Source organism: Cellulosimicrobium sp. BMG9.22 (assembly GCF_059159975.1).
The window spans coordinates 167,312-192,466 of sequence record NZ_JBZGBY010000002.1 but is presented as its reverse complement, the minus strand read 5'-3'; the positions used below and the strand labels follow the sequence as shown (position 1 = coordinate 192,466).

Here is a 25,155-nt window from a genome sequence, read left to right as displayed (position 1 = left end):
CGGCTCGGCTCGCGAGCCGGTCGGCTCGCGAGTCGGGCGGTCCCTGGCGAGCATGGCGGTGGCGTCCAGCAGGGGCGCCGTGCAGCGCGAGTCCCAGGAGTGCCGATGACGTCCACCGCCGTGCCCGCCGAGCGACGCCTCCCCGACGACGGGGTACCCCCGGTCTCGGGCCGTCTCCCGCTGCCCACGCCGCGCGGTCCCGTGAGCGCCGCCCTCGTCGCGACGCTCACGTCCGGGCCAACGGCGGGGGACGCCGACGAGCGCGTGCGGCCCGTCCGCGAGGCAGCGGCGACCGCGCCCCGCACGCAGGGTGCGGCCCTCCTGCGGGACGAGGACCTCCAGCTCGCGCTCACGCTGCTCTACGAGCTGCACTACCGCGGTATCGAGGGCGTCGGCGACGACTGGGAGTGGGAGCCCTCGCTGCTGGCCGTCCGTGCCCTGCTCGAGCGCCCGTTCGAGGCCGCGGTGCGCGAGCGCGCGGGACGGCCGGTGTGCCACGAGACCGATGCGGCCGGTGTCGCCCGGCGGCTCTTCGACCTCGCCGCGGCCGACGACGGCCCGAGCCTCTCCCGCTACGTCGCCAAGCGGGCCGACGCGGAGCAGGCGCGCGAGCTGCTCGTGCTCAAGTCCCTGTACCAGCTCAAGGAGGCCGACCCGCACACGTGGGCCGTCCCGCGGCTCGCGGGAGCCCCCAAGGCGGCGCTCGTGGAGATCCAGGCGGACGAGTACGGTGGCGGGCGCCCCGGACGGATGCACGCCGAGCTGTTCGCCCGGTCCATGCGCGGGGTCGGGCTCGACGACACGTACGGCCGCTACGTCGACGCCGTGCCCGCGGTCGTGCTCGCCGCCCTCAACACGATGTCCCTGTTCGGGCTCCACCGACGCCTGCGCGGCGCGATCGTCGGCCATCTCGCGGCCTTCGAGATGACGTCGTCCGTCCCGAGCCGGCTCTACGGCAACGGGTTCCGCCGGCTCGGCCACGACGAGGGCACCACGTGGTACTTCGACGAGCACGTCGAGGCCGACGCCGTCCACGAGCAGATCGCCGCACGCGACCTCGCCGGTCGCCTCGTCGAGCAAGAGCCCGCGCTGCGCGACGACGTCCTCATGGGCGCCGCCGCATGCCTCGCGGTCGAGGGGGACGTCGCCGCGTACGCGCTCGAGCGCTGGCAGCGGGGAGAGTCCGCGCTGCGGGTCCCGCTCGGTTCCGCCGGCGACCAGGCATCCGGCGCGTCGCGGGACCTCGAGGAGCTCGAGCAGCCGCGTGGATGACGTCGTGTACGTGCTGCCCCTGCGACGCGAGCGGGTCGACGAGCGGGGCACGCCCGAGCTCGCCTCCTACCTGTGCGCCCTCTCCGCCCACCTCGCCGTCGTCGTCGCCGACGGCTCCCCAGAACCCGTCGCGGCCCGGCACGTCGAGGCGTGGGGAGACGTCGCGCGGACGGTGCGTGTCACCCCGCCGCCACCGGGGCACAACGGCAAGGTCGTCGGGGTGCTCGCGGCGCTCGCCGCCACCACCGAGCGCCGTGTTGTGATCGCCGACGACGACGTGCGGTGGGACGTCCCGACCCTCGGACGGGCGCTCGCCGCGCTCGACGACGCGGACGCCGTCGTCCCGCAGAACGTGCTCGACCCGGCGCCCTGGCACGCCCGCTGGGACACGGCGCGCACGCTCGTGAACCGCGCGCTCGGCCACGACTACGCGGGCACGGTGGTGCTGCGGCGGGACGCCCTGGGCCCCGCGGGCTACGACCCGCGGGTGCTGTTCGAGAACCTCGAGCTCGAGCGGACGGTCCCGGCGCGCGGCGGGTCCGTGCTCCACCGCACCGATCTCGTCGTCCCGCGGCGGCCGCCGGACGTGCACCGGTTCGTCGAGCAGCGCGTGCGCCAGGCCTACGACTCCTTCGCGCAGCCGGCGCGGCTCGCCGTCGAGCTCACGCTCGCGCCCGTGCTGCTCTCGTGCCTGGTGGGGGTGGCCCGGGCGCGCGGCCCGGCGCGGGCGGCGTGGGGCGGCGCGGTCGCCGCGCTGCTGCTCGCCGTGGTCGGGCTCGCCGAGGCCGGGCGTCGCCGGGCCGGGGGAGCTGCGGTGTTCCCGACGACCGCGGCCATCTGGGCGCCGGTGTGGGTCGTGGAGCGCGCGCTGTGCGTGTGGGTCGCGCTGGGATGGCGGTTGCGCGGCGGCGTGCCGTACGGCGGCACGCGCCTGCGGCGCGCCGCGCACTCGACGCGGGAGCTGCGTCGTGCGTGCGGGGGAGACGCCCGGTGACCGGCCCGGAAAGCACGGTCCCGCCCCGGGAGACGCGCGGCGACGAGGTCACCGTCACGGCGTGCCCGGACGGACCGTTGCTCGTGCGCGGGCCGGCGCGCCTCGTCGACGACGCGGGCCGCGAGATCGAGCGCTACCGGGCCACGGTCGCGCTGTGCCGGTGCGGCGGCACGGCGATCCCGCCGTGGTGCGACGGCACGCACAAGGTGAACGGTTACCGCAGCGGCGAGGAGGCGCTCGAGGCCGGTGGTGCCGGGCGCGGCACGGCCAGCGAGTCCGGGACCGGCGCGTAGAACCACCCGTGGAACGCGGCGCGCGCGGGCTGGGGCAGCACACGCGCGATCGCGAGCATGGCCTTGCCCGCGATGCCCGTCACGACCTCGGGACGTCCTGCCTCGAGGGCGTCGACCGTGTGCCGCGCGACGGTTCGGGCGCTCGGCTTGGGCAGGCGGCCGACGTGCGTGCGCTCCATCCCAGCCTCTCGGAAGAACGGCGTGCGGGTCGGGCCGGGGAGCAGCGCCGTCACGGTCACCCCGGTGCCGGCGAGCTCGCCGCGCAGCGACCACGCGAACGAGCGCAGGAACGCCTTGGACGCGGCGTACGTCGCGAAGTGGGGGGCGGGCATCTCGCCGGCGACCGAGGACGTGACGAGCACGCGGCCCCGACCCTCGGCCAGCAGGTCCGGCAGGAGGAGGTGGGCCAGGTGCACCACCGAGCGTACGTCGAGGTCGACGAGCCGGAGCTGGTCCTGCAGCGGCGTGCGGGTCAGGGCGCCGTGGACACCGACACCCGCGTTGAGGGCGACGGTCGTCACCCCCAGGTCCCGTGCCCGGCGGGCGGTCGCCTCGACGCCCCGAGGCGTCGCGAGGTCGGCCGTGAGCCCTTCGTGCGCCCCGCCGTCGGCCGCCAGCTCGTGCACGACGTCGTCGACGCCGCGGTCCGCCACGACGAGGACGTCGTGCCCGCGCCGCGCGAGCTCGGTGGCGAGCGCGCGTCCTATGCCGCTCGTGGCACCCGTGACGAGGGCCGCCGACCGATCCGCCGGGGGACGCCCGGGCCGGGTCACAGGACGTCCGGGGCGTCGTCGTCGCCGAGCGCCACCTCGGCCGGCGGCTCGCGCAGCGCCTGCGCCAGGTGGCCTCCGAGGTAGGCGCTGGCACCCGCGACGGTGTAGCCCAGCATCGACACGGCGATGCCGGAGCGTCGCCGCCCGTTTCGACGCAGGAGCCAGGAGGCCCCGTAGAGCGCCGCGACCCCCGAGTTGAGCGCCGCGTGGACCGCCCCGACACGCCGGGCACGCCGGTCGACGTCGAGGTAGTCCGCGAGCCCGGTCAACGCCGTCGGCGGGACCGCGAGGACGCCGAGCCCCACGAGCCGCTGCGCCGCGGGCGCGCTGCGCTCCCCGCCGACGAGGTCGAGCACGGCGGCGCTCGTCCAGAGGCCGACGGGGACGTCCGTGAGCGTCGCGTGCAGGGCGTGGCCGAGCGAGCGCCCGTGCAGCTCCTCGCGGAGCCGGCCGTGCGACGGGACGACGGCGAGCGCGACGCCCCGGACGGCGCTCGAGAGGTCGTCGAGCGCCGTCGAGCCCTCGAGCCCGCGCGCGAACCGCAGGAGGACGGGGGCGTCGGTGTCGTCGGTGCCGGGACGGTGTCGGGTGTCGGTCATGGGCGCTCCTCGTTCGTGGCCGCTCCCGTTGCTCGAAGCCGCAGGACGACCGTAGGCAGGTTCGGGGTGGCTCGCCACGAGACGCCGGGGTGGCTCTCCAGATGCGACCGGGCGGGCGCCGCCCGAGTCTGGGGTCACGCTCGACGCGTCGAGAACGAGGCGCGTGCCGTGGTCCTCCGCGCACGCCGCCGGAGGGCGAACTCCCGAGGGAGAGAACATGTTCTTCCACCGTCAAGAGCTCCAGCACCAGGCCAAGCCCGACCGCCCGGACGCCGTGTACGCCCGCAAGCTCCAGGAGGTGCTGGGCGGCCAGTACGGCGAGATCACCGTGGCGATGCAGTACGGCTTCCAGTCGTGGAACGCCCACATCCCCGGCAAGTACCGCGACCTGCTCTACGGCATCGGCGCCGAGGAGTTCGGGCACGTCGAGATGCTCGCCACGATGATCGCGCAGCTCCTCGAGAAGGCGCCGGTCGGCCTCGTCGAGGGCGCGGTCCAGGACGACCCGACCGTGGCCGCGATCGTCGGCGGCACCGACCCGCAGCAGGCGATCGTCGCCGGGGCGGGCGCGCGCCCGGTCGACTCGAACGGCAACCCGTGGTCGGCGGGCTACATCACCGCGAGCGGCAACCTGCTCGCCGACTTCACGGCGAACGCCAACGCCGAGATGCAGGGGCGGCTCCAGGTCGCCCGGCTCTACCACATGACCGATGACGCGGGCGTGCGCGACCTGCTCTCCTTCCTCCTCGCCCGCGACACGATGCACCAGAACCAGTGGCTCGCCGCGGCGCAGGAGCTGCGGGACGAGGGCGTCGAGGAGCTGCCCGTGCCGAGCACGTTCCCGCTCTCGAAGGAGGACCGCAGCGTGTCGTACCAGTACATCAACTTCTCCGACGGCGAGCACGCGTCGGAGGGTCGCTGGGCGAGCGGCCCGACGCCGGACGGCAAGGGCGAGTTCACGTACGTCGCCGAGCCGCCCGCCGGTGTCCCCATGCCCCCGCCCACGCAGCCGGACGAGCGCTTCCACGGCACCACGGGCAAGCCCTCGACGCTCGACAAGGCCAAGGGCGCCGTCAAGGACGCCCTGCACAAGGACTGAGGAGGACCGACATGACCGCCGCGTCCGTCCCGCGCGCCGCTGCGCACCCGGCCGCATGACGGCGAGCACCCCGGTCGACCTGACGGCGGGCGAGACCGGGCGCGTCCTGCGGGACGTGCTCGGTCCGCTCGTCGCCCAGGGCGCGATCGTCCGACGACCCCGCGTCACCGCCTGGGCAGAACGACGACAGGTGGACCGCACCGCCCGCGAGCTCCTGGACGGGCTGCGCGACCGGTACGACGGCGCGCCGCTCGTGGTGCAGGTCGGCGGCCGACAGCTCGTCCTGGCCGTCCGGCCGGAGCACGTGGAGCGGATCCTCGTGGGCTCGCCGGAGCCCTTCACCCCGGCGTCGTGGGAGAAGCGCGGTGCTCTCGCCCACTTCCAGCCCGACGGCGTCCTCGTCTCGTCGTCCGACCAGCGTGTCGTGCGCCGACCGTTCAACGAGGCGGTGCTCGACATGAGCGAGCCCGTGCACGCGGACGGCCAGGCGTTCGTCGCGGTCCTCGAGCGCGAGGTGGGTGGGCTCACCGCCGCGGTGGCGGCGTCCGGTCGCCTCGACTGGGAAACGTTCGCCGCCGCGTGGTGGCGTCTCGTGCGGACCGACGTCCTCGGGCGCTCGGCGCGGGACGACGAGCGACTCGTCGCGATGCTGGACGCCCTGCGGCGCGACGGGAACTGGTCGTGGTTCCGGCCGCGCCGCCCGTGGCTGCGGGCGGCGCTCGAGCGCCGGATCGCCGAGCACGTGGCCGTCGCCGAGCCGGGGACGCTCGCCGCGCGGGGCCGCGACGCGGGCGGCGCGGACGCCGTGCGCGGGCAGATCCCGCACTGGCTCTTCGCGTTCGACGCCGCGGGCGCCGCGACGTTCCGGGCGCTCGCCGTGGCGTCTGCCCGCCCGGCAATGCGCGACCGCCTCCTCACCGAGCTCCTCGATGGGCGCGCGATCTCCGGGCGTGGGTCGGCCGTGCTGCCCTACGCACGCGGGTGCGTGCTCGAGTCCGTCCGGCTGTGGCCGACGACGCTCGCGATCCTGCGCGACGCGACCGAGCCCGTCCGGTGGGGCGCTCGGGTCCTTCCTGCCGGCACGGGGTTCGTCGTGCTGAGCGCGTACTTCCACCGGGATGCGGAACGGCTGGAGTTCGCCGACGCGTTCACGCCGGAGGCCTGGCTCGACGGCCGGGCCGACGCCGACTGGGGCCTCGTCCCGTTCAGCGGCGGCCCCGTGTCGTGCCCGGGCCGCAACCTCGTGCTGCTCCTCGCCTCGCACACGCTCGCGCGGCTCGCGGGCCTCGACCTCGCCGTCGGCCGGGGGCGCTACCTCGCCGACGACCCGCTCCCGCCCACCATGGACCATCTCGGCCTGCGCTTCGGGCTGAGGACCGACGTGCGGCGCGAGGAGGACGCGACCGCTGCGGCGTGAGGGCGCGGACGCCGCCGTGAGGGCGCGGACGCCGCGAGGCCCGGGTGGTGCTCCCACCCGGGCCTGGCGGCTCGTGCAGGGTCAGGCGTCGCCGTCCCCGGACGCCTGCTCGCCACTGCGCGGGTTGACGTTCGCCGGTTCGGCGTCGGTGTCGCCGGAGTCCGTCGTCGACCCCTGCGCCTCGCTCCCCTCCCGGGGGTTCAGGGATCGCGGGTCGGCGTCGGGGTCCTCGGCGGGGTCGTAGCCGCGCTCGTCGGTCTCGCTCATGTGGCCTCCTCGGTGCGCTCGTGCCGGGCTCGGGCCGCGCTGCGTCGGCGTGGTCCTGCCACCGTCGCACGGTCGCGCGGCGCTCGCAGGCCTGGGATGCCGGCGTCCCCGAGCCCTCGTAGCCTGGCGGGGACGGACGCCGTCATGGAGAGTCGAGAAGGGGCCCGACCGGCGTGCAGCGACGCTGACCAGGAGGTCCCATGCCCGACGACACGAGCACCCTCGACGGACTTCCCGGCCTGCGGAGCCTCGCCGAGGTGACCGAGCTCGTCGCGGTCGTGCGGCCTCTCTACGTCCGGTTCAGCGGGGGACCGGACCGGGACCGCACGCAGGTGAGCCGGGACCACGAGAGCGGTTGCCTCCTGCCCGGTCTGAGCGTCAACCCGATGAACCCCGAGCCGTGGTGGGACCGGCCCGTGGAGCACTGGGTCGCGCGCCAGCTCTGCCAGTACGCCCACCTCATGACGCCGGACCGCTTCCCGTGGCTGCTCACCGGCGAGCTCGCAGGACGCGGCCCGGACTGCGAGCCGCTCCTCGTCGACGTCTCGCCCGCCGCGTCCATCGATCCTGCGGTCGTCGACGAGGCGGGTCGCCTCTACCGAGAGGCCTTCGACGCGGGCGACGACGGGACCTGAGCGCGCGTCGGTCCCAGCGCGTCGCCGTGGTCGGGCGGCACTGCTCACCGCGTCCGCGCACGCGCGTACTCGGCGGTTCCTCGTGAGGAGTTGCCAGTGCCGGGCTCGCGACTACCTTCGGGTCATGGTCTCCGTCACGCGCGCCGTGCGATGCTCCCCGGACGCAGTGCTGGGTGTGCTCGCGGACGGCTGGTCCTACTCGACCTGGGTGGTGGGGACGGCGCGCATCCGCGCCGTCGACCCGGCGTGGCCGGCTCCCGGCTCGAGGATCTTGCACTCGGTCGGTCTGTGGCCTGCGCTGCTCGACGACGAGACCGTTGTCCGGGACTGGGATCCCGTCCGCGGCATCGACCTGCAGGCGAGGGGCTGGCCCGCCGGGGAGGCGCGGGTGCGGATCGAGGTGGCTCCGGCGGTCACGGGGGGCGGCTGCACGGTGCGGATCACCGAGGACGCCGAGAAGGGTCCCGGGACGCTGGTGCCGCGGCCCGTGCGCAGCGCCGTCATCGGCCCACGGAACGTCGAGACGCTCCGCCGGCTCGCGTTCCTCGCGGAGCGCCAAGCCCCGTAGGGCGCGCCGGGAGCCGTCAGACCCCGGCGTCCTCCCGCGACGCCCGGGCGAGCCGTTCGACGAGGTCGTCCGGGATCGGCCTGCGCGGCGAGAAGGTGATGCCGGTCTTGGTCGCCTTGAGACCGGCCGCCGCGATCTCCTCGGCGTGCTCGGCGACGGCGCCCGGACGGAGGTACAGCCCGCACTGCCTGCTGAACGCCGCATAGCTCGCGACGACCGTGCCGCCGATGCTGAACCCCGGCATGTCGTAGGCGACGATCTCGTCCGCCTCCGGGAGCGTGCGGGCCAGCAGCGTGCGCAGCCGTCGCAGTGCGGGCTGGAAGGGCTCGGGCGCCGCGGCGATGTAGGCGTCGTGGTCGGCGATCGTCATGACGGTCCTTCGCTCCTGTGTCCTCGTGGTCGACAATGATCCTCGCTCACCCGGCCGGGTCGCGCAGGAGCCGCGCCCACGCGGTGCGCACGAGCGCGCGGCGCAGCGCCCTGCTCGGCCCGGCGGCACCGAGCGCCGCACGCGCTGCGTTCCACCCGCACGCGCCGTGCACGCCGCCGCCCGGGTGCGCCGACGCGCTCGCGAGGTAGAGACCGTCGATCGGTGTCTCGGGCCGACCGAGCCCGGGCGTCGGGCGGAAGAACAGCTCCTGGTGCACTGCCGACGTCCCGCCGTTGATCGCCCCCCCGGCGAGGTTCGCGTCGGCGGACTCGAGGTCCGCAGGGGTCTGGACGAACCGGCCCACCACGGTGTCGCCGAACCCGGGCGCGACGCGCTCCACGGTTGCCTCCATGCGCCGCACCTCCTCGGTCACGACGTCGTCCGTCCACCGCGTGCCGTGCGGCACGTGCGTGTAGGCCCAGGCAGACTCGGTGCCTGCGGGGGAGCGCGACGCGTCGGACGTCGTCATCTGCCCCAGCACGAGGAACGGCCGGTCGGGCACGTCGCCCTTCGAGAGCGCGGCCGCGACGTCCACGAAGCCCGCACGGTCGACGCCGAGGTGGACGGTGCCCGCGCCGTGCGCGCCGGGCGCCGTCCAGGGGATCGGCCGGTCGAGCGCCCAGCTCACCTTGACCGTCGGGTGGTCCCACTGGAACCGGTCGAGGTCGCGGACCATCCGCGGCGGCAGGTGGTCGGTCCCGACGAGGTCGCGGTACAGCGCGGGCGCGCTGACGTCGGCGAGCACGGCGCGGCGCGCCCGCACGTGGTGGCCCTGCGCGGTGCTCACCCCGACGGCACGGCCCCGCACCACGTGCACCTGGTCCACGCGCGCGCCGGTGACGACGTCACCCCCGCGGGCGCGCAGCCGGGCGACGAGCGCGTCCGGGAGCCGCCTGGCGCCGCCCGTCGGGACGGGGAAGCCCACGTCCTGGCCCAGCATCGCGAGCAGCCAGCCGAACACCCCGCTACCGGCCGCGTCGGGCGGGACGTCGGCGTGCATCGCGTTGCCCGTGAGCAGCAGACCTCCCCCCTCTCCGCGGAACGACTCGTCGGCAAGCCGACGCACGGGCAGCACCGCGAGGCGCGCGAGGTCGAGCGCGCCCGCGGCTCCCAGGCTGCGTAGGACGCGCAGCACCGGGCCGGCGGCGGGGAGCGGGCTGAAGAGCGCGTCGAGGAGCGGGTCGCGCACGCGGTCCCACCCTGCGACGAGCTCGAGCCACGCGTCCCCGTCCCCGGCGCCGAAGTCCTCGAGCCCGGCCGCGGTGTCCTCGGGCCGCGCGTGCAGGACGGCCGCGCGTCCGTCGTCGAGCACGTGCGCGAGCACGGACGGCGCGCGCGACCAGGACAGGCCGTGGTCCTCGAGGTGCAGGCCCCGGATCACGGGCGACCCGGCCGCGAGCGGGTAGAACGCGCTGAACAGGTCCGTGGAGAAGCCGGGCGCCGCGACCTCGGCCGACCGGACGGCCCCGCCGTACGTCTCCTGCGCCTCCAGGACGAGCACGTCCCACCCCGCGTCGACGAGCGCGTTCGCGGCGACGAGGCCGTTCGGCCCGGCCCCCACGACGACGGCGTCGACCGTCGTCAGGCCCACGGGTCGAGCACGACCTTGATGCAGCCGTCCTCCTTGCGCTGGAACGTGCGGTACGCGTCGGGCGCCTGCTCGAGCGGGACGCGGTGCGTGCGCAGGTCGAGCACCCCGAGGGGGTCGGTCGGGTCCTGGACGAGCGGCAACAGGGTGTCGGTCCAGCGGCGGACGTTCGCCTGCCCCATGCGCACCGTCACCTGCTTGTCGAACAGCTGCATCATCGGCAGGGGGTCCTTCGCCCCGCCGTAGACGCCCGAGAGCGACACGGTGCCGCCGCGGCGCACCAGGTCGAACGCCGTGAGCAGCGCGGCCAGCCGGTCCGTCCCGGCGCGCTCGGTGAGCGGAGCGGCCACGGCGTCGGGCAGCATCCCCACCACCTTCTGCGTCGCCTCGGCGACGGGGGAGCCGTGCGCCTCCATCCCGACGGCGTCGATCACCGAGTCCGGGCCGCGCCCGCCGGTGAGGTCGCGCACGGCCGACGCGAGGTCGCCCACCGCGCCCGGGTCGATCGTGCGCACCCCGTGGCGGTCCGCCATCGCGCGCCGCTCCGGGACCGGGTCGACGGCGACCACCAGCCCGGCGCCGCGGTGCAGCGCGACGCGGGCGGTCATCTGCCCGATCGGGCCGAGGCCCAGCACGACGACGCTCCCGCCCTCGGGGACGTCGGCGTACTCGACGGCCTGCCAGGACGTGGGCAGCACGTCGGAGAGATAGAGGTACTGCTCGTCCGGGGTGCCGTCGTCGGGCACGACCAGGGGCCCGTACTGGGCCTGCGGGACGCGCAGGTACTGCGCCTGCCCGCCCGGGACCTGGCCGTAGAGCTTGGTGTACCCGAAGAGCGCGGCGCCCTTGTCCTGCGCCCGCACCTGCGTCGTCTCGCACTGGGTCTGCAGTCCGCGCTCGCACATCCAGCAACGCCCGCAGGCGATGTTGAAGGGCACGACGACGCGGTCGCCGATCTTCAGGTCGCCCGCCTCGGCACCCACCTCCTCGACCACCCCCATCGCCTCGTGCCCGAGCACGTCGCCCGCGTCCAGGTACATGCCGAGCACCCCGTACAGGTGCAGGTCGGAGCCGCAGATCGCGGTCGACGTGACGCGGACGATCGCGTCGGTCGGCTGCTCGAGCCGCGGGTCGGCCACGTCCTCGACGCTCACCTTCTCGCGTCCCTGCCAGGTCAGTGCTCGCATGGTGCTGCCGTCCTTCCGTGTGGTGGTCCGTGGCGTCGGTGCGTCGCAGGCGCCCCGGGTCAGCCCTTGCTCCCCGTCGTGGCGACGCCTTCGACGAAGTGCCGCTGGCCGAGGAAGAAGAGCAGGATCATGGGGAGGGTCGTGATGACCGAGGCGGTCACGACGATCTCCCACTGCGACTCGCCGCCCGGGCCGAACTGGTCGATGAGCGCCTTGAGGCCGCGGGGGATCGTGAAGGTGGACGAGTCCTGCAGGTAGATGAGGGGTCGCATGAGGTCGGTCCACGAGGCCTGGGCCTCGAAGAGGAACGTGAGGACGAGCGCCGGTCGGCACAGCGGCACGGCGATGCGCCAGAACATCTGCCAGTTGTTCGCGCCGTCGAGCCGGGCCGCCTCGAACGGCTCGCGCGGCAGCCCGAGGAAGAACTGGCGCAGCAGGAAGATGTAGAACGCGCTGCCGAACAGGTTCCCCGCCCACAGGGGAACGTTCGTGCCGACGAAGCCCAGCTGGTTCCAGATGAGGAACGTCGGGATCATCGTCACCGCGCCGGGCAGCATCATCGTCGCGAGCACGAGCCCGAACAGCGGGCCCCGGCCGCGGAAGCGGAAGTAGGCGAACCCCCAGGCCACCAGCGCGCTCGAGAGCGTCACGAGGCCTGCGGCGAGCACCGTGACGACGACGGTGTTCCCGAGCCAGAGGGCGAGCGGCGCCTCCTGCCATACGGTCACGTAGTTGTCGAGCGTGAACGTGCGCGGGATCAGCCGGTTGTCGAACACCTCGGCTCGCGGCTTGAACGACGCCGACAGGAGCCACAGCAGCGGGTAGACGAACGCGACCGTCGCGAGGACGAGCGCCACGAGCACGACGAGGCGCGCGACCCGCCGACGCGGGCTGCGGCCCGTCGAGGACCGGCCCGGGGGCGGGGGAGGGCCGACCGCGTCGGGCGTGCCCGACGCCGGGTCGGGAGCCGCGCCGAGCCCGCTCACCGCGGGGCGGGGGAAGGACGGGGCCGTGGTCATCGCTGTTCCCCCTCGTAGTAGACGAGGCGCCGTGACACGACGAGCTGGACGAGCGTCACGAGCATGATGACCACGAACAGCAGCCACGCGAGCGCCGAGGCGTACCCCATGTGGAGCTCCTGGAACCCCTCCTGGAAGAGGTAGATGACGTAGAACAGGGCGGCGTCGTTGCTGTAGGTGGAGTTGCCCGCCCCGAAGTAGGCCGAGTACGCCTCGGTGAACATCTGGAACCCGGCGATCGTGTTGACCACGACGACGAAGAAGATCGCGCCGCTGATCATGGGGACCGTCACGGCGCGCGTCCGGCGCCAGAACCCCGCGCCGTCCACCCGGGCGGCGTCGTACAGGTCGTTCGGGACGTTGCGCAGCGCGGCGAGCAGGATGATCACCGCCGCGCCCACGGTCCACAGGCTGATCAGCACGAGCCCGGGCTTGATCCAGTCCTGGTCGGTGGTCCACGACGGACCCTGGATGCCGAACCACGACAGCACCTCGTTGACGATCCCGTACTGCCCGTTGAACAGGAGCAGCAGCAGCACGCCCACGGCCACCGGCGGGGTCATCTTGGGGATGAAGAACGCGGTGCGGAAGAACCCGGCCGAACGCCCTGCCTGGTTGAGCAGCAGGGCGAGCGCGAGCGCGACGACCGTGTAGAGCGGCACCTGCACGACCGTGTACACGAGCGTGTTCCACAGCGAGAGAGCGACCTTGGGGTCCTGCGTCATCTCCCGGTAGTTCTCGAGGCCGACGAACGTCGGGTCGTTGATGACGTCGTAGTCGGTGAAGGACAGGTACGCGCTGTAGACGATCGGCCAGGCCGTGAACACGACGAACCCGATGATCCACGGGCTGATGAACCGCAGCGCGGCGTTGCGCTCGCGCCGTGCGCTCGGGGTCAGCCGTGGTCGACGACGCTCGTCCGGTCCCGGTGGTGCGTCCCGTCGCGCGGCGGGTGGACCGGGCGGGGCGGGGGCGACGTCGGCGGCCGCCACGTCACTCCTCCTCGTCCCACTGGGCCCACGCGTCGTCGAGGGCCTTCTGCGCCTCCTCCTGGGCCTGGGCCATCGCCTCGGCCGGCTCCTGCTGTCCGTTGAGGACGCGGTTCACCCCGTCCTGCCAGGCCGTCTCGAACTCGTTGTCCGCCGGGTTCGCGGGCAGCGCGAACGTCGCGTCGTTCGCCTCGTACATCGCGTCGATCGCGTCCTGCCACGGCTGCGGGGCGTCGTCGGGCACGAGCTCCTCGCGGATCTGCTGGTCGGCCTCCTCGTTGCCGGTGAGGACGCCCGTGAACACGAGGTCGTCCTGGGCGCGCGCGTCCGCGCGCGCCTGGGCGGCCGCGACCCACGCGTCCGTCTCCGTCATGAGGCGCGCGAACCGGCAGGCGGCCGCCGGGTTCTCACTGCCGCGCGGCACCGCCCAGGCGGAGCCCGAGGCGAAGGCGATCGGGTCGCCCTCGGGGGTGCGTACGGCGTCGAACGCCATGGGCGCGTCCGGCGACGACTCGTTGAGCACGTTGATGTACCACTGCTCCATGGGCATCGCGCCGAGCACCCCGGTCGCGAACTGGTTCCCGGCGCCGAAGAAGTCGGCGGAGTCGCGGTAGGTCTTGACGGCGGGGAACCCGCCCTGCGCGTCGTAGATGCCGACGGCCCACTCGAGGGACTCGACGACCTCCGGGCTGTCGAGCTGGGCGGTGCGCCCGTCCTCGGACAGCAGGTCCGCACCCACCGACTTCGCCCACAGCGGCAGGAACTCCGGCAGCTTCGAGTCGAACCCGATGACGGTCAGCGTGCCGCCGTCGGCGCGCATCAGCGCCTCGTTGGCCGCGGTGATCGCGTCGCGGTCGGAGCCGTTCACGTCCTCGATGCTGAGCCCCGCCGCCGAGAGCAGGTCGGCGTTCGCCATGGTCACCTGGATCTGGTTGAACTCGGGGATGCCGTAGACGCTGCCGTCGAACGTCACCTGCTCCGCCGCGGGGTCGACGAACGCATCCATGTCCACGCTTTCGGCCTCGATGCACTCGTCGAGGGGGAGGATCGCGTCGCGAGACGCGAACGTGCCGATCTGGTCCCGGTTCGCGTACACGAGGTCGGGCGGGTTGCCCGACGCGACCGCCGACAGGAAGGCCTGGATGTCCAGCTCGCCCTCCGCGAGCCGCACGTCGACGTCGCCGAGGTCCTCCACGGCGCGGTCGTACCGGACCTCACCGATCTCGTCCCCGGTGCCGAAGCCCATCACCGCGAGCTCGCCCGACGGCGACTCGTCCGCCGAGAAGTCGACGTCCTGCGCGTCGTCGCCCGTGCCCTGCGCGCACGCGGCCAGGCTGAGCGCGACGGCGACCGCCCCGCCGATCCGTGTCGCACGGGTAGCGCGTCCTCTGTTCATCTCAGCCTCCTCGTGGGAATCACGGGGGCGGCGACGCCACCGCGTGCTCGACGGCGTCGGCGAGACTCTGCACCGACGCCGCCAGTGAAGCACCGGCTCGGCGCGCTCACACGTCGAAGCGGTTCTCGGGACCGGCACGGGGGAGCGTGGACCGCTCGCGGGACGACGTCGTGCGGCGGGACACAGCGGGTGGGCGTGCGCGAGAGCGCCGCGCGGGTCACAGCGGGTGGGCGTGCGCGAGAGCGCCGCGCGGGTGACCCTCGTGACCGTGACACCGCACGACGAGCCGACCACGACCGACCCCCCGGGCGACGACGGAGGGGGCGAGGCCTACCGGGCGGGCCCCGCCCTGCGCGCTCGCCGGGCGGTCTCCCTCGCGCACCGGCAGTGGGTGCGCCACCCGCGGTGGTCGCTCGCGGTCAAGGGCGCGGTCGCGGCGGCGATCGCCTGGTACGTCGGCGTGCTCGCACCGGCGCCGTTCTCGGAGTACCCGTACTACGCCCCGCTCGGCGCGGTGGTCGCCACGACCAGCACGCTCGCGCGCTCGGTCCGCGAGTCGGCGCAGGCCGTTGTGGCGCTCCTCCTGGGCGCCGCGATCGCGCGCGGTGTCGACCTGGTGCTGGCACCGAGCGCCCTGTCCGTCGCGCTCGTCGTCGGGCTCGCTCTCGCGTGCGCGGGGTGGCACCGGCTCGGCGGGATGGGCACGTGGGCGGTGACCTCCGCGCTCTTCGTGCTCGTCATCGGCAACGCGGAGAAGGTCGAGTTCGTCGGTGCCTATGCCGGGCTCCTGGTCGTGGGCGCGCTCATCGGGATCGGCGTCAACCTCGTCGCGCCGCCGCTCCCGCTGACGCCCACGGAGGAGGCGCTCGACGGGCTGCGCGACACGCTCGTCGACCAGCTCGACGCGCTCGCCGACGGCCTCGAGGGCGACCGGCCGCCCTCGCCGGAGGAGTGGGACGTGAGACGCCGCGAGGTGGACCCCACCCTGACCCGGGCACGAGAGGCCGTGGCCAGCACGCGCGAGGCCGCACGTGCGAACGTTCGTCTGCGCCGCCATCGCGGTTGGGCGGTCTCCCAGGTGCGGCGCGCGGGCGAGCTCGAGACGTCGGCCGACGTCGTGGGCGAGCTCGTCCGGCTCCTCGTGGAGTGGGAGTCGACGGACCGGGACGACGTCGCTCTCGGCTCCCGACTCCGGCCCGTCGCGGCCCGGGCGCTGCGCGCGTACTCCGCCGCCGTGCGCTCGGTCGGCACCGAGGCCGCGGACGCCCGCGCGCTGCGCGAGCTCGCCGGGCGGGCGGAGGACCTGCGTCGCGCCGTGCGCGAGGCACGACGCGACCGTGACGACGACTACTTCGTGGCGGGGGCGATCGTGCTCGCGCTACGGCGTGGGGCGGCTGCGCTCGCTCAGAGCCCGTGACGATCGACGGCGCCGCGCTCCTCGACGCGCGAGCCCAGCAGCGTGACGACGGCGCTGCCGCCGGCCGCGCGGTCGCCGCTGCCCTCCGCCACGACCTGGCGCGCGAGCTCGCGCAGCGGCACGTTGCGGTCATTGGACGCGCGCCGCAGCAGTACGAAGGCGTCGTCGAGGTCAACACCGTACGTCATGGCGACCATGCCCTTCGCCTGCTCGATCGCCCCACGGTTCTGGGCCGCCGCCTCGATGTCGCGCCGCGCACGGGCCTGAGCCTGCTCCGCGACCGACCGGGTCACGTCGACGAAGTAGCCGAGCAGCTCGACCAGCTCGCCGGAGTCGCGGTCGCGCCGCCCCTGACCCACGACGACGAGGCACCGCTCCCTGCCGTGGGCGTCCATGATCCGGTGGACGCTGGAGAACGGCTCGCCGGTCTGCACGGCAAGGTCGAGCACGGAACGGAACCGGTCGCGATCCTCGGGGTGCTTGTGCGCGAGCACGAGAGCGGTGGTCGGGACGACGTCGCCCGGCTCGAAACCGTGCATGCGGTAGGTCTGGGGCGACCACCACCATGCCCCTGTGCCGATCTCGAACCGGTACTGCCCGATCGGCTGCTTCGCGTCGTGAGCGAGTGCCGACCCGATCAAGTGGTCATCCACGGACATGGTCATCTCCATCGACGAGGGAGGTCGTGAGCCAGGTCCAGACTCGGTTGCTCCGACCATAGCGCGAGACGGTTCACCCGCAACAGGGTGGCGAGCGCCGGGCAGGCTCCCTAGCGTGGCGGGTGCGGCAGGAACGCTCCGGGGACGCCGTTCGTGAAGAAGCCCGCGACGGCTCGCCTCGGCAGACGACTCAGCCCTCGACTCCCGTCGTCTCGTGCGCCGAACCAACCGGCTTCGACTCCGGGGACCCGCGCTCGCGCAGGTAGATCGCCAGGACCACCATGCTGAGCACGGCGAGCATCTCGGACTGCCAGTTCTGCAGCGTGCGGCTCCAGAAGTCGGGCATCGTGAGGTACTCGGTCCACGGGGCGGGGTCCTGCAGCTCGCGCATCCGCTCCTCGCTGAACGCCACCGCGCCCGCCGCGGACTGCGCCGCCCACGAGCCCAGGAAGATCGCGCCCATCACGAGCGACAGGGAGCGGGAGTAGAGGGCGAGGCGCCAGCCCCGCGCCTTCGCCCAGGCGGGCGAGTCCTTCTCAGCGTGTTCGCCGACCTTCTGCTCCTCGTCGCTCTCTCGCCCCGCGTCCTCGAGCTTCTTCGACTCCGGGGAGCCCCGCTGCACGAACCACACCGTCGCGGTGATGAAGAGCAGGAACTGCAGGTACTCCGACTGCCAGTTCTCGGTGACGTCGACCCAGAACGCCGAGGACGCCAGGTAGTGGCCGAGCGTCACCGGGTCGAGCCCGGCGGCGCGCTGGTCGGAGTTGAAGACGGCGACGCCGCTGACGGCTTGTCCCACGAGCGACGCCAGGAAGGCGAGCCCGAAGAAGATGCTCAGCGAGCTGGCGCGGATCCCGCGTCCCACGCCGCTCACTGGTGCACCGCCGCGATGACGAAGGTCGTGACGAGGCCCACCGCCACGAGCACGAGGGTCGCCCAGAACATCACGCGCGCCACCCTCATGCCTCCACCTCGCAGTCGTACGGACGGTCGGCCCGGGCCTCGCACACCGCCGCGGTGAGCACCCAGCCGTCGCCGGAGAGCGCGAGGAAGTACGTGTCGGCACCGGTCACGACCTGGGCCTGGCGGCCGGCGACGTGCACGTCCTCGACCTCACCGGCGCCCGGCGCTCCGATGGTCTCGCCGAACGGCCCGTCCGGGTCGACCACGGCCTCCGAGCACGGCTCGCCGGTGTCCTGCTCGAGCGAGTCGGCGGCGTCGGGGAGCAGGAACGCGCACGCGGCGCCGCCGTCGCCCTCGTCGAGGGCCTGGGTGAACGCCGCGACGACGTCGGTCGCGTCCGTGGCGTCGGGGCCGGCGCACCCGGCGAGGGCCACCGTCGCGACGACGAGCCACGGCATGCCGAGCGGACGACGGCGGCCTCGTGGCGCCCGGGGGCGCCTGACCTGCTGATCCATCGACCGCTCCCTCCGGAAATTCCACCGGTGCAACTCGGACGCGCCTCTCATCTTCGTCGCTCGGCGGTCCGTCGCAACGCGAACGGGCCCGGCCCCCGAACGCCGTCGTGAGCGTCACGTCCGCAGGGACGTCGGACGCGTTCGTCGCAGCGACGGCGAGGTACGCCCTGCCGGCGAGACAGCGCGGAGAGACCGCGACGTCGCTGCTGTCCGCGCACCGCACGACGCGCACGTCGTGCCACTCCTCGTCGGTGACCGCCGGGAGTGCCCCGACCGCTCCGTCCCACTCGTCGTCGATCCGCTCCCGGTCCTTGCCGTCGACCTTGAAGATGCCGTTGTGGGCGCAGATCGTGTTGTCCTGCGAGAGGTGGGCGTAGTAGTGCTGCGTGTCCGACTGCCAGCCGAACGCCACGATGACGTCCCGGTTGTTCACCGATGCCGGGGCGTCGAGCTTGACCTCCGCGTCGAGCGCGAACGAGCCGAGCTCGGGTCCCTCGGTGAGGACGGCGTACTCGAACGGTCGACGAATGCCGTCGTCCGGGTTGTCGCCCGCCTCGGCGAGGACCACCGCGTCGCCGGGGAACTGCCACTTCGCCGGCGTCCGCGGCGCCCAGTGCTCGGCCGCCATGACGTCGGTGATCGGCTCGCCCGCGGGCGCACACGACGGCGGTGCCGGCGGCTCGACGGGCTCGGCGCCGAACAGCGCGTACTGAGCCGCGATCTGCTCGGGCGTCGGGACGACGTCGAGGAACATGAGGTCGTCCATGCGCCCGTGGCCGGGTTCGCCTCGCGCGTGTCCTGCGGGAGGGCGCCCGTGACCTTCCAGATCTTCCCGTCGGCCTTGGCGATCAGCTAGAGCTCGCCGTCGGCGTCGGAGCCGAACCGCAGGTCGACGCGCTGGTCGCCGACGAGCTCCTGGAACGTCGTCTCCTGCCCTTCCGCGAACACGCGCAGGTGCTCGATCTCCGCGAGGTCCTCGAGGTCGCCGTCGTTGCGCACCATCTCGTCCCTGCTCGGTCGCGAGGACCCAGCCGCGTACGAGGTCGGTGAAACAGGTAGCGGCCCTGCAGCGCGGGGATGTCGCCGCAGTAGACGAAGCCGCCGTTGAGCGCGACGCCTGCGTCGCCGGTCTGGCTGGGGTCGCGGTTGCGGTCGTACGCCGCCACGGGGTAGGTAAAGCCGTTCTCGCGTAGATCTCGGGCAGCGCCGGGGGTGCCGAGGAACGGGTTGTCCGCGGGGGTGCCGTACTCGCCGTGCGTGCTGTCGTGGCCCAGCGGGTCGATGCGCAGGATCTTGCCCTGCGGTTGCCGTTGCCCACGCCGTTGCCGCCGTCGCCGACGAGGACGTACAGCGTCCCGTGGTCGGGGTCGCCCGCCTCGACCGTGTTGGGTCGGCAGGGTGCCGCTGTTCAGGGTGCGGGTCCACGAGCGAACGCTCGTGGCCGATCTGACGTACACGGCAGAGATCAGGCGGCGTCGCGCGGCGTGTAGAGCATGACCCAGTGGTCTCGCTCCGGGTCGTGCAGGAGCTCTAGGTCGAAGCTGACGCGGCCGTACGTGGAGTGGTGCAGCTGTTTGGTCGCAGACCGTGACGCGATGACCTCGCCGCGCTCCCAGTAGTGGCGGAAGACCGGGCTGGTAGCGGTGAGCTTCGCGAGCAAGCTGCGGAGGTAGTCGTCCTCGGGATACCGGCTCAGCGCGGTGCGCAGCTCGGCGGCCGCGACGCGCAGGAACTGCTCAGCACTGTCACCGAGCAGGTCGGTGAGGGCGGTGGTCGCGAAGGCCTGGTAGGCGAGGTTGCGCGCGAACGGGCCGGTCCCATCGGCGGGCGGCAGCAGTTCGGCTGCGCGCTTGTTGCGGGCAAGGAGGTCGAGCCGACCGTCGTGGACGGTGACCGGCATCGTCTCGTCCAGTCCCTGGAGCATCCGCAGCAGGCCCGGGCGGACGACAGAGTCGGGGGTGGGTAGCTCGGGCGGGGACTCGCCTCCCAGTCGGAACAGGTGGGCGCGCTCCGGCTCTGTCAGAGCGAAACCTTGGGCCAGCGCCGTGAGGATCTCACGCGACGGTCGAGGAGCCTTGCCCTGTTCCAGACGGGTGTAGTACTCCACGGAGATCCCCGTCAGATCGGCCATCTCCTGCCTGCGAAGCCCGGACACGCGTCGCCGGGAACTTCTCGGTTGCACGCGCGGGTCCTGCAGCGTCATAGCCGCCCTGCGCTGCCGCAGGAAGTGCGCCAGGTCGCTCCGGTCGTTGCTCGCCATGGGCCCAGTCTTCCCCAGGACAAGTACGTCCGTTCCTCATGGTGACATTGGCAGTACTAGTTTCAGCGCGGCATTCCTCCCTGTCGCGGGTCCTTGCATCCTCGATGGTGTACCGCTTTCCGCGGCACCAGCATCATCGGAGGAGACATGACCAGTACAGCGTGGACGTTCCCGATCCCAGTCGATCGAGTGGAGGAGTTCAGACGCCTCCTGACCGAGCTGAACGAGAAGCACCTGGACGGCCTCGGCGTCCGAGCCCGGGAGGTGGGCTACCACCAGGAGCGCATGTGGCTGCAGCCCAACCGGGACAGCGGCGCGGAGTTCATCGTGTCTCTGGAGTTCGACGAGGGCATCGACCTGGCTACGTTCTCCGAACGGCTCCTCGCGTACGAGTCGGACTTCACCCGGTGGTGGACGCCGCGCTTCGCGTCCTTCGGCATGCCCCGGGCCTTCGGTGAACCGCTCTTGTCCTGGGACGCCACGACCGACGTCGTGGACGCGAAGGAGGTGCGGTCATGACCAGCCCCCGACCCGCCACCCGCTCGACGCTGGAGACTGCCAAGGAGTTCATCCGAGCCGTCGAGGCAAAAGACATCGACGCCGTCCATGACACCCTCCGAGACGACGCCGAACAGCTCTTCATGCACTCGAAGGCGGTGACCAACGAGGAAGGCGTGGCGGACATCATCTCCGGCCGACGGCAGGCCTTGTGCGTCGCGGACGTGAGTGGCCGGGAGGAGGTGCTCGGGTACACAAGGGGCATCTTCGACAAGTTCGACCCGCTGGTCTGGCGCAACCACCAGTGGAAGGTCAGCCCTGATGGAAGCGATGTGTACTTCTACGGGACCGGCGACATGGTCGTTGCCCGAACGGGTGCGCCCTATCGCAACACGTACCTCACGCGGTTCGACGTCGCTGACGGCAAGATCGTGCGCATGGCGGAGTACGGCGACGTGATGATGTATGCCCGGTTGGGCGTCCGCCCGAACCGCGCCGAGCTCCGGTCGCTTCTTCGGGCTGTCCGCCGCATCTTCTCGCTGTCACGCTCCTCCCGTTCCGGCCGCTGACGATCGCTGCCAACACGGCGGCGAGAGGACTCCTGTGAGGTAGCACCAAGACCGACGCAGGAGTCCTCTCCCTCGTTCCTTCCCGAGCCGGAGCGTCGTCTCCCCGATGCTGGTGTCCTCGACGAAACGAGGCCCTGCGTCACCGGCCGTCTCGCGAGACTCGTTTGAGGTCACCCCGAGCTGCAGCCACAGGGTGCTCGCGCCGAAATCGACCGCCTGACGGGCGAAGGTTCGGGCGGTCCACAGCGGTCACCGGCTTGATGGGCGCCCTACGGCGCGGTTGCCTCGGGGGGAGTCGACGGCGCAGGCGCCGCGTCGGGCCTTCCACGGTTGATGGCCGCTTCGACTGCCGTACCGATCCGCAGCAAGGTCTTCAGCTCGTGAGGTTCGAGCTCGTCGATCAGGTATTCGCGGACCGCTGCGACGTGCCCGGGCGCCGCTGCCACGACGACGTCGTACCCGGCGTCGGTCAGCGTCGTGTTGGTGCGTCTGCCTGCTCCGGGAATGCGTGATCGTGCGAGTAGTCCGCGCTTCTCCAGTCGTCCGACGACGTGCGACAACCGCGACAGTGACGCCGACGTGCGCACCGCCAGCGCGCTCATCTGCATGGTCCGGTACGGCTCCTCGGAGAGCACGGAGAGCACCATGTACTCGAAGAAGGTCATCTGGGACTCGCGCTGCATCCGCGCGTCCAGGGCGGCGGGCAGGCTGATCATGATCGCCGAGTTGGCCAGCCACGCCGCGAGCTCGTCGCCATCCAGCCATCGCGGCTCGGCGTCCGCTCCAGCGGGCGTGTCTACACCGGTCGTCTTCGCCACGTGGCCACCCTACGGCGACGGTTGTTGACGCATCAAGTTCAGGAGAGTAGAACTTGAAGCATCAAGTTGATCTTGAAGCGTCAAGTTCGAGTCCGGTATGCATCGGACGGGGCCTGGCGACCTATCCAGGAGAGGACCACTCGATGCAGACCACATCACTGGGCGGGCTCGATGTCTCGCGCATCGGTCTAGGAGTCATGGGGATGTCCGGCTTCTACACGGGTAAGGGAGAGTCGGACGAGGACGCCGTCCGCACCATCCGGCACGCCGTCGACCTCGGGGTGACGCACCTGGACACCGCCGAGGTGTACGGGGGAGGTGCCAACGAGGCCCTGTTGGGCCGGGCGGTCAAAGGACGGCGGGACGAGGTGGTGCTTGCTACCAAGTTCGGCCTGATCTCCCACACGGGCCGGCCAGGGGCGGACAGCACGCCGGCGAACATCCGACTCGCCGTGGAGGGGTCGTTGCGTCGGCTGGGCACCGACCATATCGACCTGTACTACCAGCACCGGGTCGACCCTGGCACCCCGATCGAGGACACCGTCGGCGCCCTGGCCGACCTGGTCACTCAGGGCAAGGTCCGCTACATCGGTCTGTCCGAGGCGGGCCCCGCCACCATCCGTCGCGCACACGCGGTCCACCCGGTGGCTGCGGTCCAGAGTGAGTACTCGCTCTGGACGCGGGACCCAGAGGCCAGCGTGCTCCCGGTGCTGCGCGAGCTGGGAATCGGTCTGGTGCCGTACTCCCCGCTCGGTCACGGCTTCCTGACCGGGAACATCCGCTCTCTGGAGGGTCTGGACGCCGATGACTGGCGTCGCTCCAACCCGCGTTTCATAGGCGGCAACCTCGAACGCAACCTGCACATCGTGGACGAGGTCCGGGCCGTGGCAACAGCGGCCGGCGCCACCCCTGCCCAGGTCGCCCTTGCCTGGCTCCTGGTCCAGGGCGAGGACGTCAACCCCATCCCAGGCACCCGCCGTGTCGAGCGGCTCGAGGAGAACATCGCCGCCGACGGGATCCGACTCACCCCGGATCAGGTCGGCCGGCTGAACAATCTGACCCCCGCGTCCGGCGACCGCCACGACCGGGGCGGCATGGCCGCCATCGACCGGTGAAGGGCCACTCGGCAACGAGCCGAACGGCGCGGGACGACCGCGCCTCAACCGCAGAAGACCGAGCAGAAACCGAATGGAGCTGTGCACCATGGCACGCAACGTGATCCGCGTCGGGATCATCGGCGCGGATACGAAGGCCAGCTGGGCCGGGGCATCGCATATCCCCGCGCTGGCGAACCAGCGGCAGCTGATGCTGGCCGCCGTGGCGACCCGGCGTGAGGAAAGCGCCCGCAAGGCCGCCGAGCTGTTCGGGGCCGAGCGTTGGTACGCCGACCCCTACCAGTTGATCGACGACCCGTCGATCGATCTCGTCACCGTCGCCGTCAAGGTCCCGGCGCACCGCGAGCTCGTCCTCGCCGCCCTCGCATCGGGCAAGGCCGTCTACTCGGAGTCACCCCTGGGGGTGAGCGTCGCGGAGACCGAGGAGATGGCCGCGGCGGCCGGCTCGCTGCACACGGCGATCGGACTGCAGGGCAGCCTCAACCCGTCGGTGCGCCGTGCCGCCGAGATCATCGCCCAGGGTCAGCTCGGTCGACTGCTGTCTGCCCGAGTGGCCGCGACGACCTTCGGCAACGGCCCGCAGTCGGTGAGCGCCCACGAGTACTTCGATAAGGCTGGCGCAGGAGCCGGCTTTATGACGATCGCGGTGGGCCATGTCCTGGACGTAATCGAAACGGTCCTCGGCGACATCACCGAGATCGACGCGCGCACCGAGCTCCTATGGCCGGAAGTGAAGCTGACCGACACCGGCACGACCACCATCCGCGAGGTACCGGACCACCTCGACGCGATCGCCAAGACCTCCTCCGGAGCCCCCGTCGGAGTGCAGGTCCTGGCCGGTGTCCGAGTACCGGACGCGCACTTCAGCCTCGAGGTCCGCGGCGCCGACGGCTGGCTCAGCCTGACCGGAAACCACCCCGCCGGCGTCCAGGTCGGCGACCTCACGCTGACCTCGAGCGCGGACTTCGACGCGCCCGACCGCCCGGTCTCCACGGGAACCGGACCGGCCGCCGCCGAGATCTGGACCGGTGCCTCCATCAACGTCGGCGAGGTGTACGCAAGCCTCGCACGCGACATCACCGACGACACCCACCACACCCCGGGATTCACGCACGCAGCCCACAACAGCCGCCTGATCGCCCGGGTCGAGCAGGCCGCACGAACCGGCATCCGGCAGTAGCCACACCGTCAGCAACCGGACCTGGTGCTCGCAGCAGACCGCGCGGACAGGAGAACGTCGCCGACGTCCCCATCAGCTACGAACGCGCTGGGAACCGTGCACAGGAGATCGTGCGTCCGATCGAGAGCACGGGGCGGTGAGGCCTCGCCGTCCGGGCGGACGGCGCCGACCCGGCGGCGAACGAACACCTCGTGGACCGCGTGGCACGGGGGCCTGGACGGTCTCGACATTTTCGTCAACAACGCCGGCACGATCCGCGAGGGCAACCTGACCGAGCTCGGACGACGTCGACACGCTCCTGCACGTCAACATCCGCGGCACGGTGCTCACCACGAGGGCTGCAAAGAGGTCGCAGGCGTCGTCGCCTCTCCACTGTTCGTCGGACGGTGACGTGGGGTGTTCCAGCTGTCTAGGGATGGTGGGCGATCCGCCGCGGGGCGCGGCGCTGAGGGTGACGTACCGCGGCAGCCGCGCGGGCACGCAGAAACGACGAAGCGGGTCCAGGTTTCCCTGGACCCGCTTCGTCGTCGCTGTCTCAACGAGTGTCCGGAGGGGGACTTGAACCCCCACGCCCGATAAAGGGCACTAGCACCTCAAGCTAGCGCGTCTGCCATTCCGCCACCCGGACGAGTGGACCATCCCGGCGTTTCCGCCGTTCCGGTGCGGGGAAAAACATAGCACGGTTCGGGCGCTGT

At 72.6% G+C, this 25,155-nt stretch carries 28 protein-coding genes and 1 tRNA gene; 13 read left to right on the top strand and 16 right to left on the bottom strand.

Translation table 11 applies throughout. The features are described from left to right. Positions 1 to 105 precede the first annotated feature (105 nt). Genes AC4H2H_RS02745 through AC4H2H_RS02735 form a run of 3 tightly spaced genes read left to right on the top strand, consistent with a single transcriptional unit; the run spans position 106 to position 2,559 of the window. On the top strand, positions 106 to 1,272 hold the full coding sequence (locus AC4H2H_RS02745; RefSeq protein WP_494369278.1) for an iron-containing redox enzyme family protein: 1,167 nt from the start codon (positions 106 to 108) through the stop codon (positions 1,270 to 1,272). Further along, positions 1,265 to 2,266, top strand: a complete 1,002-nt coding sequence (locus AC4H2H_RS02740) for a glycosyltransferase family 2 protein (protein WP_494369277.1) — start codon at positions 1,265 to 1,267, stop codon at positions 2,264 to 2,266. Before AC4H2H_RS02745 ends, AC4H2H_RS02740 begins: the two co-directional genes overlap by 8 nt. Next, positions 2,263 to 2,559 (top strand): CDGSH iron-sulfur domain-containing protein, encoded by a 297-nt coding sequence (locus tag AC4H2H_RS02735; protein ID WP_494369276.1) that lies wholly within the window; start codon positions 2,263 to 2,265, stop codon positions 2,557 to 2,559. The genes AC4H2H_RS02740 and AC4H2H_RS02735 overlap by 4 nt, the downstream gene beginning before the upstream one ends. Here AC4H2H_RS02735 and AC4H2H_RS02730 read toward each other — a convergent pair. Together AC4H2H_RS02730 and AC4H2H_RS02725 are read right to left on the bottom strand one after the other, a co-directional pair. Further along, positions 2,481 to 3,332, bottom strand: a complete 852-nt coding sequence (locus tag AC4H2H_RS02730; RefSeq protein WP_494369275.1) for an SDR family NAD(P)-dependent oxidoreductase — start codon at positions 3,330 to 3,332, stop codon at positions 2,481 to 2,483. The two genes, AC4H2H_RS02735 and AC4H2H_RS02730, sit on opposite strands and share 79 nt — an antisense overlap. Beyond that, positions 3,329 to 3,931 carry a DUF2231 domain-containing protein gene (locus AC4H2H_RS02725; RefSeq protein ID WP_494369274.1) on the bottom strand — a complete coding sequence of 201 codons (603 nt, stop codon included), beginning with the start codon at positions 3,929 to 3,931 and terminating at the stop codon, positions 3,329 to 3,331. The genes AC4H2H_RS02730 and AC4H2H_RS02725 overlap by 4 nt, the downstream gene beginning before the upstream one ends. Positions 3,932 to 4,148: 217 nt before the next feature. On the opposite strand from AC4H2H_RS02725, the gene AC4H2H_RS02720 reads away from it, so the two are divergent. Together AC4H2H_RS02720 and AC4H2H_RS02715 are read left to right on the top strand one after the other, a co-directional pair. Beyond that, positions 4,149 to 5,030, top strand: coding sequence for a manganese catalase (locus tag AC4H2H_RS02720; RefSeq protein ID WP_494369273.1), 882 nt, complete (start codon positions 4,149 to 4,151; stop codon positions 5,028 to 5,030). Positions 5,031 to 5,085: 55 nt separating this feature from the next. Further along, the gene (locus AC4H2H_RS02715) at positions 5,086 to 6,447 is read left to right on the top strand and encodes a cytochrome P450 (protein WP_494369272.1); all 1,362 of its coding nucleotides are present in this window, start codon (positions 5,086 to 5,088) and stop codon (positions 6,445 to 6,447) included. 81 nt (positions 6,448 to 6,528) lie between these two features. Here the strand turns inward: AC4H2H_RS02715 and AC4H2H_RS02710 are convergent, their stop codons facing one another. Next, the gene (locus AC4H2H_RS02710; protein ID WP_494369271.1) at positions 6,529 to 6,714 is read right to left on the bottom strand and encodes a hypothetical protein; all 186 of its coding nucleotides are present in this window, start codon (positions 6,712 to 6,714) and stop codon (positions 6,529 to 6,531) included. Between the two features lie 200 nt (positions 6,715 to 6,914). Here AC4H2H_RS02710 and AC4H2H_RS02705 point away from each other — a divergent pair, with 200 nt between their 5' ends. Then, positions 6,915 to 7,349 (top strand): DUF6098 family protein, encoded by a 435-nt coding sequence (locus AC4H2H_RS02705; protein ID WP_494369270.1) that lies wholly within the window; start codon positions 6,915 to 6,917, stop codon positions 7,347 to 7,349. 124 nt (positions 7,350 to 7,473) lie between these two features. Further along, the gene (locus AC4H2H_RS02700) at positions 7,474 to 7,917 is read left to right on the top strand and encodes an SRPBCC family protein (protein ID WP_494369269.1); all 444 of its coding nucleotides are present in this window, start codon (positions 7,474 to 7,476) and stop codon (positions 7,915 to 7,917) included. 16 nt (positions 7,918 to 7,933) lie between these two features. On the opposite strand, the gene AC4H2H_RS02695 is transcribed toward AC4H2H_RS02700, so the two are convergent. From AC4H2H_RS02695 to AC4H2H_RS02670, 6 genes are read right to left on the bottom strand one after another with little or no spacing between them, the layout of a single operon-like run. Next, positions 7,934 to 8,287 carry an iron chaperone gene (locus AC4H2H_RS02695; protein ID WP_494369268.1) on the bottom strand — a complete coding sequence of 118 codons (354 nt, stop codon included), beginning with the start codon at positions 8,285 to 8,287 and terminating at the stop codon, positions 7,934 to 7,936. Between the two features lie 46 nt (positions 8,288 to 8,333). Continuing rightward, complete coding sequence (locus AC4H2H_RS02690) at positions 8,334 to 9,938, bottom strand: phytoene desaturase family protein (protein WP_494369267.1); 1,605 nt, start codon at positions 9,936 to 9,938, stop codon at positions 8,334 to 8,336. Continuing rightward, a complete protein-coding gene (locus tag AC4H2H_RS02685) occupies positions 9,929 to 11,122 on the bottom strand; it encodes a zinc-dependent alcohol dehydrogenase (protein WP_494369266.1) in 1,194 nt (397 codons plus the stop codon). Before AC4H2H_RS02685 ends, AC4H2H_RS02690 begins: the two co-directional genes overlap by 10 nt. A gap of 59 nt (positions 11,123 to 11,181) precedes the next feature. After that, positions 11,182 to 12,141 carry a carbohydrate ABC transporter permease gene (locus AC4H2H_RS02680; RefSeq protein WP_494369265.1) on the bottom strand — a complete coding sequence of 320 codons (960 nt, stop codon included), beginning with the start codon at positions 12,139 to 12,141 and terminating at the stop codon, positions 11,182 to 11,184. Beyond that, positions 12,138 to 13,133, bottom strand: a complete 996-nt coding sequence (locus tag AC4H2H_RS02675; RefSeq protein WP_494369264.1) for a carbohydrate ABC transporter permease — start codon at positions 13,131 to 13,133, stop codon at positions 12,138 to 12,140. The genes AC4H2H_RS02680 and AC4H2H_RS02675 overlap by 4 nt, the downstream gene beginning before the upstream one ends. Position 13,134: 1 nt before the next feature. Then, positions 13,135 to 14,526: an extracellular solute-binding protein gene (locus AC4H2H_RS02670; RefSeq protein WP_494369263.1), complete on the bottom strand. Its 1,392-nt coding sequence runs from the start codon at positions 14,524 to 14,526 to the stop codon at positions 13,135 to 13,137. A gap of 268 nt (positions 14,527 to 14,794) precedes the next feature. On the opposite strand from AC4H2H_RS02670, the gene AC4H2H_RS02665 reads away from it, so the two are divergent. Continuing rightward, the gene (locus tag AC4H2H_RS02665; RefSeq protein ID WP_494369262.1) at positions 14,795 to 15,943 is read left to right on the top strand and encodes an FUSC family protein; all 1,149 of its coding nucleotides are present in this window, start codon (positions 14,795 to 14,797) and stop codon (positions 15,941 to 15,943) included. Here the strand turns inward: AC4H2H_RS02665 and AC4H2H_RS02660 are convergent. The 3 genes from AC4H2H_RS02660 to AC4H2H_RS02650 all read right to left on the bottom strand — a co-directional run bounded on the left by AC4H2H_RS02660 (position 15,931) and on the right by AC4H2H_RS02650 (position 18,020). Then, a complete protein-coding gene (locus AC4H2H_RS02660; RefSeq protein ID WP_494369261.1) occupies positions 15,931 to 16,602 on the bottom strand; it encodes a PAS and ANTAR domain-containing protein in 672 nt (223 codons plus the stop codon). The genes AC4H2H_RS02665 and AC4H2H_RS02660 overlap by 13 nt on opposite strands. A gap of 190 nt (positions 16,603 to 16,792) precedes the next feature. Further along, on the bottom strand, positions 16,793 to 17,476 hold the full coding sequence (locus AC4H2H_RS02655) for a DUF6766 family protein (protein ID WP_494369260.1): 684 nt from the start codon (positions 17,474 to 17,476) through the stop codon (positions 16,793 to 16,795). Positions 17,477 to 17,561: 85 nt separating this feature from the next. Then, positions 17,562 to 18,020 (bottom strand): hypothetical protein, encoded by a 459-nt coding sequence (locus tag AC4H2H_RS02650; RefSeq protein ID WP_494369259.1) that lies wholly within the window; start codon positions 18,018 to 18,020, stop codon positions 17,562 to 17,564. 235 nt (positions 18,021 to 18,255) lie between these two features. On the opposite strand from AC4H2H_RS02650, the gene AC4H2H_RS02645 reads away from it, so the two are divergent. After that, positions 18,256 to 18,876, top strand: coding sequence for a hypothetical protein (locus tag AC4H2H_RS02645; RefSeq protein WP_494369258.1), 621 nt, complete (start codon positions 18,256 to 18,258; stop codon positions 18,874 to 18,876). Here AC4H2H_RS02645 and AC4H2H_RS02640 read toward each other — a convergent pair. Together AC4H2H_RS02640 and AC4H2H_RS02635 are read right to left on the bottom strand one after the other, a co-directional pair. Beyond that, positions 18,873 to 19,022: a hypothetical protein gene (locus tag AC4H2H_RS02640; protein WP_494369257.1), complete on the bottom strand. Its 150-nt coding sequence runs from the start codon at positions 19,020 to 19,022 to the stop codon at positions 18,873 to 18,875. The two genes, AC4H2H_RS02645 and AC4H2H_RS02640, sit on opposite strands and share 4 nt — an antisense overlap. Positions 19,023 to 19,485: 463 nt before the next feature. Continuing rightward, entirely contained in the window at positions 19,486 to 20,280 is a 795-nt protein-coding gene (locus AC4H2H_RS02635) for a helix-turn-helix transcriptional regulator (RefSeq protein ID WP_494369256.1), read from the bottom strand. A 147-nt stretch (positions 20,281 to 20,427) separates the two neighbouring features. Here AC4H2H_RS02635 and AC4H2H_RS02630 point away from each other — a divergent pair, with 147 nt between their 5' ends. Both AC4H2H_RS02630 and AC4H2H_RS02625 read left to right on the top strand, forming a co-directional pair. Further along, positions 20,428 to 20,799 (top strand): hypothetical protein, encoded by a 372-nt coding sequence (locus AC4H2H_RS02630; protein WP_494369255.1) that lies wholly within the window; start codon positions 20,428 to 20,430, stop codon positions 20,797 to 20,799. Beyond that, positions 20,796 to 21,347, top strand: a complete 552-nt coding sequence (locus AC4H2H_RS02625) for a nuclear transport factor 2 family protein (protein WP_494369254.1) — start codon at positions 20,796 to 20,798, stop codon at positions 21,345 to 21,347. Before AC4H2H_RS02630 ends, AC4H2H_RS02625 begins: the two co-directional genes overlap by 4 nt. 269 nt (positions 21,348 to 21,616) lie before the next feature. On the opposite strand, the gene AC4H2H_RS02620 is transcribed toward AC4H2H_RS02625, so the two are convergent. Continuing rightward, positions 21,617 to 22,165, bottom strand: coding sequence for a MarR family winged helix-turn-helix transcriptional regulator (locus AC4H2H_RS02620; RefSeq protein ID WP_494369253.1), 549 nt, complete (start codon positions 22,163 to 22,165; stop codon positions 21,617 to 21,619). A gap of 143 nt (positions 22,166 to 22,308) precedes the next feature. Between AC4H2H_RS02620 and AC4H2H_RS02615 the strand changes: the two genes are divergently transcribed. Both AC4H2H_RS02615 and AC4H2H_RS02610 read left to right on the top strand, forming a co-directional pair. Then, positions 22,309 to 23,280, top strand: a complete 972-nt coding sequence (locus tag AC4H2H_RS02615) for an aldo/keto reductase (protein WP_494369252.1) — start codon at positions 22,309 to 22,311, stop codon at positions 23,278 to 23,280. Between the two features lie 88 nt (positions 23,281 to 23,368). Continuing rightward, entirely contained in the window at positions 23,369 to 24,460 is a 1,092-nt protein-coding gene (locus AC4H2H_RS02610; protein ID WP_494369251.1) for a Gfo/Idh/MocA family protein, read from the top strand. A gap of 543 nt (positions 24,461 to 25,003) precedes the next feature. Here AC4H2H_RS02610 and AC4H2H_RS02605 read toward each other — a convergent pair. Next, positions 25,004 to 25,088: transfer RNA gene (locus AC4H2H_RS02605), tRNA-Leu, on the bottom strand. Positions 25,089 to 25,155: the final 67 nt, after the last annotated feature.

Bases quoted from the DNA above. Each gene is read 5' to 3' on its own strand.
- AC4H2H_RS02745 (WP_494369278.1), top strand. From the start codon at position 106: ATGACGTCCACCGCCGTGCCCGCCGAGCGACGCCTCCCCGACGACGGG.
- AC4H2H_RS02725 (WP_494369274.1), bottom strand. From the start codon at position 3,931: ATGACCGACACCCGACACCGTCCCGGCACCGACGACACCGACGCCCCC.
- AC4H2H_RS02720 (WP_494369273.1), top strand. From the start codon at position 4,149: ATGTTCTTCCACCGTCAAGAGCTCCAGCACCAGGCCAAGCCCGACCGC.
- AC4H2H_RS02715 (WP_494369272.1), top strand. From the start codon at position 5,086: ATGACGGCGAGCACCCCGGTCGACCTGACGGCGGGCGAGACCGGGCGC.
- AC4H2H_RS02710 (WP_494369271.1), bottom strand. From the start codon at position 6,714: ATGAGCGAGACCGACGAGCGCGGCTACGACCCCGCCGAGGACCCCGAC.
- AC4H2H_RS02705 (WP_494369270.1), top strand. From the start codon at position 6,915: ATGCCCGACGACACGAGCACCCTCGACGGACTTCCCGGCCTGCGGAGC.
- AC4H2H_RS02700 (WP_494369269.1), top strand. From the start codon at position 7,474: ATGGTCTCCGTCACGCGCGCCGTGCGATGCTCCCCGGACGCAGTGCTG.
- AC4H2H_RS02695 (WP_494369268.1), bottom strand. From the start codon at position 8,287: ATGACGATCGCCGACCACGACGCCTACATCGCCGCGGCGCCCGAGCCC.
- AC4H2H_RS02685 (WP_494369266.1), bottom strand. From the start codon at position 11,122: ATGCGAGCACTGACCTGGCAGGGACGCGAGAAGGTGAGCGTCGAGGAC.
- AC4H2H_RS02680 (WP_494369265.1), bottom strand. From the start codon at position 12,141: ATGACCACGGCCCCGTCCTTCCCCCGCCCCGCGGTGAGCGGGCTCGGC.
- AC4H2H_RS02670 (WP_494369263.1), bottom strand. From the start codon at position 14,526: ATGAACAGAGGACGCGCTACCCGTGCGACACGGATCGGCGGGGCGGTC.
- AC4H2H_RS02660 (WP_494369261.1), bottom strand. From the start codon at position 16,602: ATGTCCGTGGATGACCACTTGATCGGGTCGGCACTCGCTCACGACGCG.
- AC4H2H_RS02650 (WP_494369259.1), bottom strand. From the start codon at position 18,020: ATGGATCAGCAGGTCAGGCGCCCCCGGGCGCCACGAGGCCGCCGTCGT.
- AC4H2H_RS02640 (WP_494369257.1), bottom strand. From the start codon at position 19,022: ATGGTGCGCAACGACGGCGACCTCGAGGACCTCGCGGAGATCGAGCAC.
- AC4H2H_RS02635 (WP_494369256.1), bottom strand. From the start codon at position 20,280: ATGGCGAGCAACGACCGGAGCGACCTGGCGCACTTCCTGCGGCAGCGC.
- AC4H2H_RS02630 (WP_494369255.1), top strand. From the start codon at position 20,428: ATGACCAGTACAGCGTGGACGTTCCCGATCCCAGTCGATCGAGTGGAG.
- AC4H2H_RS02625 (WP_494369254.1), top strand. From the start codon at position 20,796: ATGACCAGCCCCCGACCCGCCACCCGCTCGACGCTGGAGACTGCCAAG.
- AC4H2H_RS02615 (WP_494369252.1), top strand. From the start codon at position 22,309: ATGCAGACCACATCACTGGGCGGGCTCGATGTCTCGCGCATCGGTCTA.
- AC4H2H_RS02610 (WP_494369251.1), top strand. From the start codon at position 23,369: ATGGCACGCAACGTGATCCGCGTCGGGATCATCGGCGCGGATACGAAG.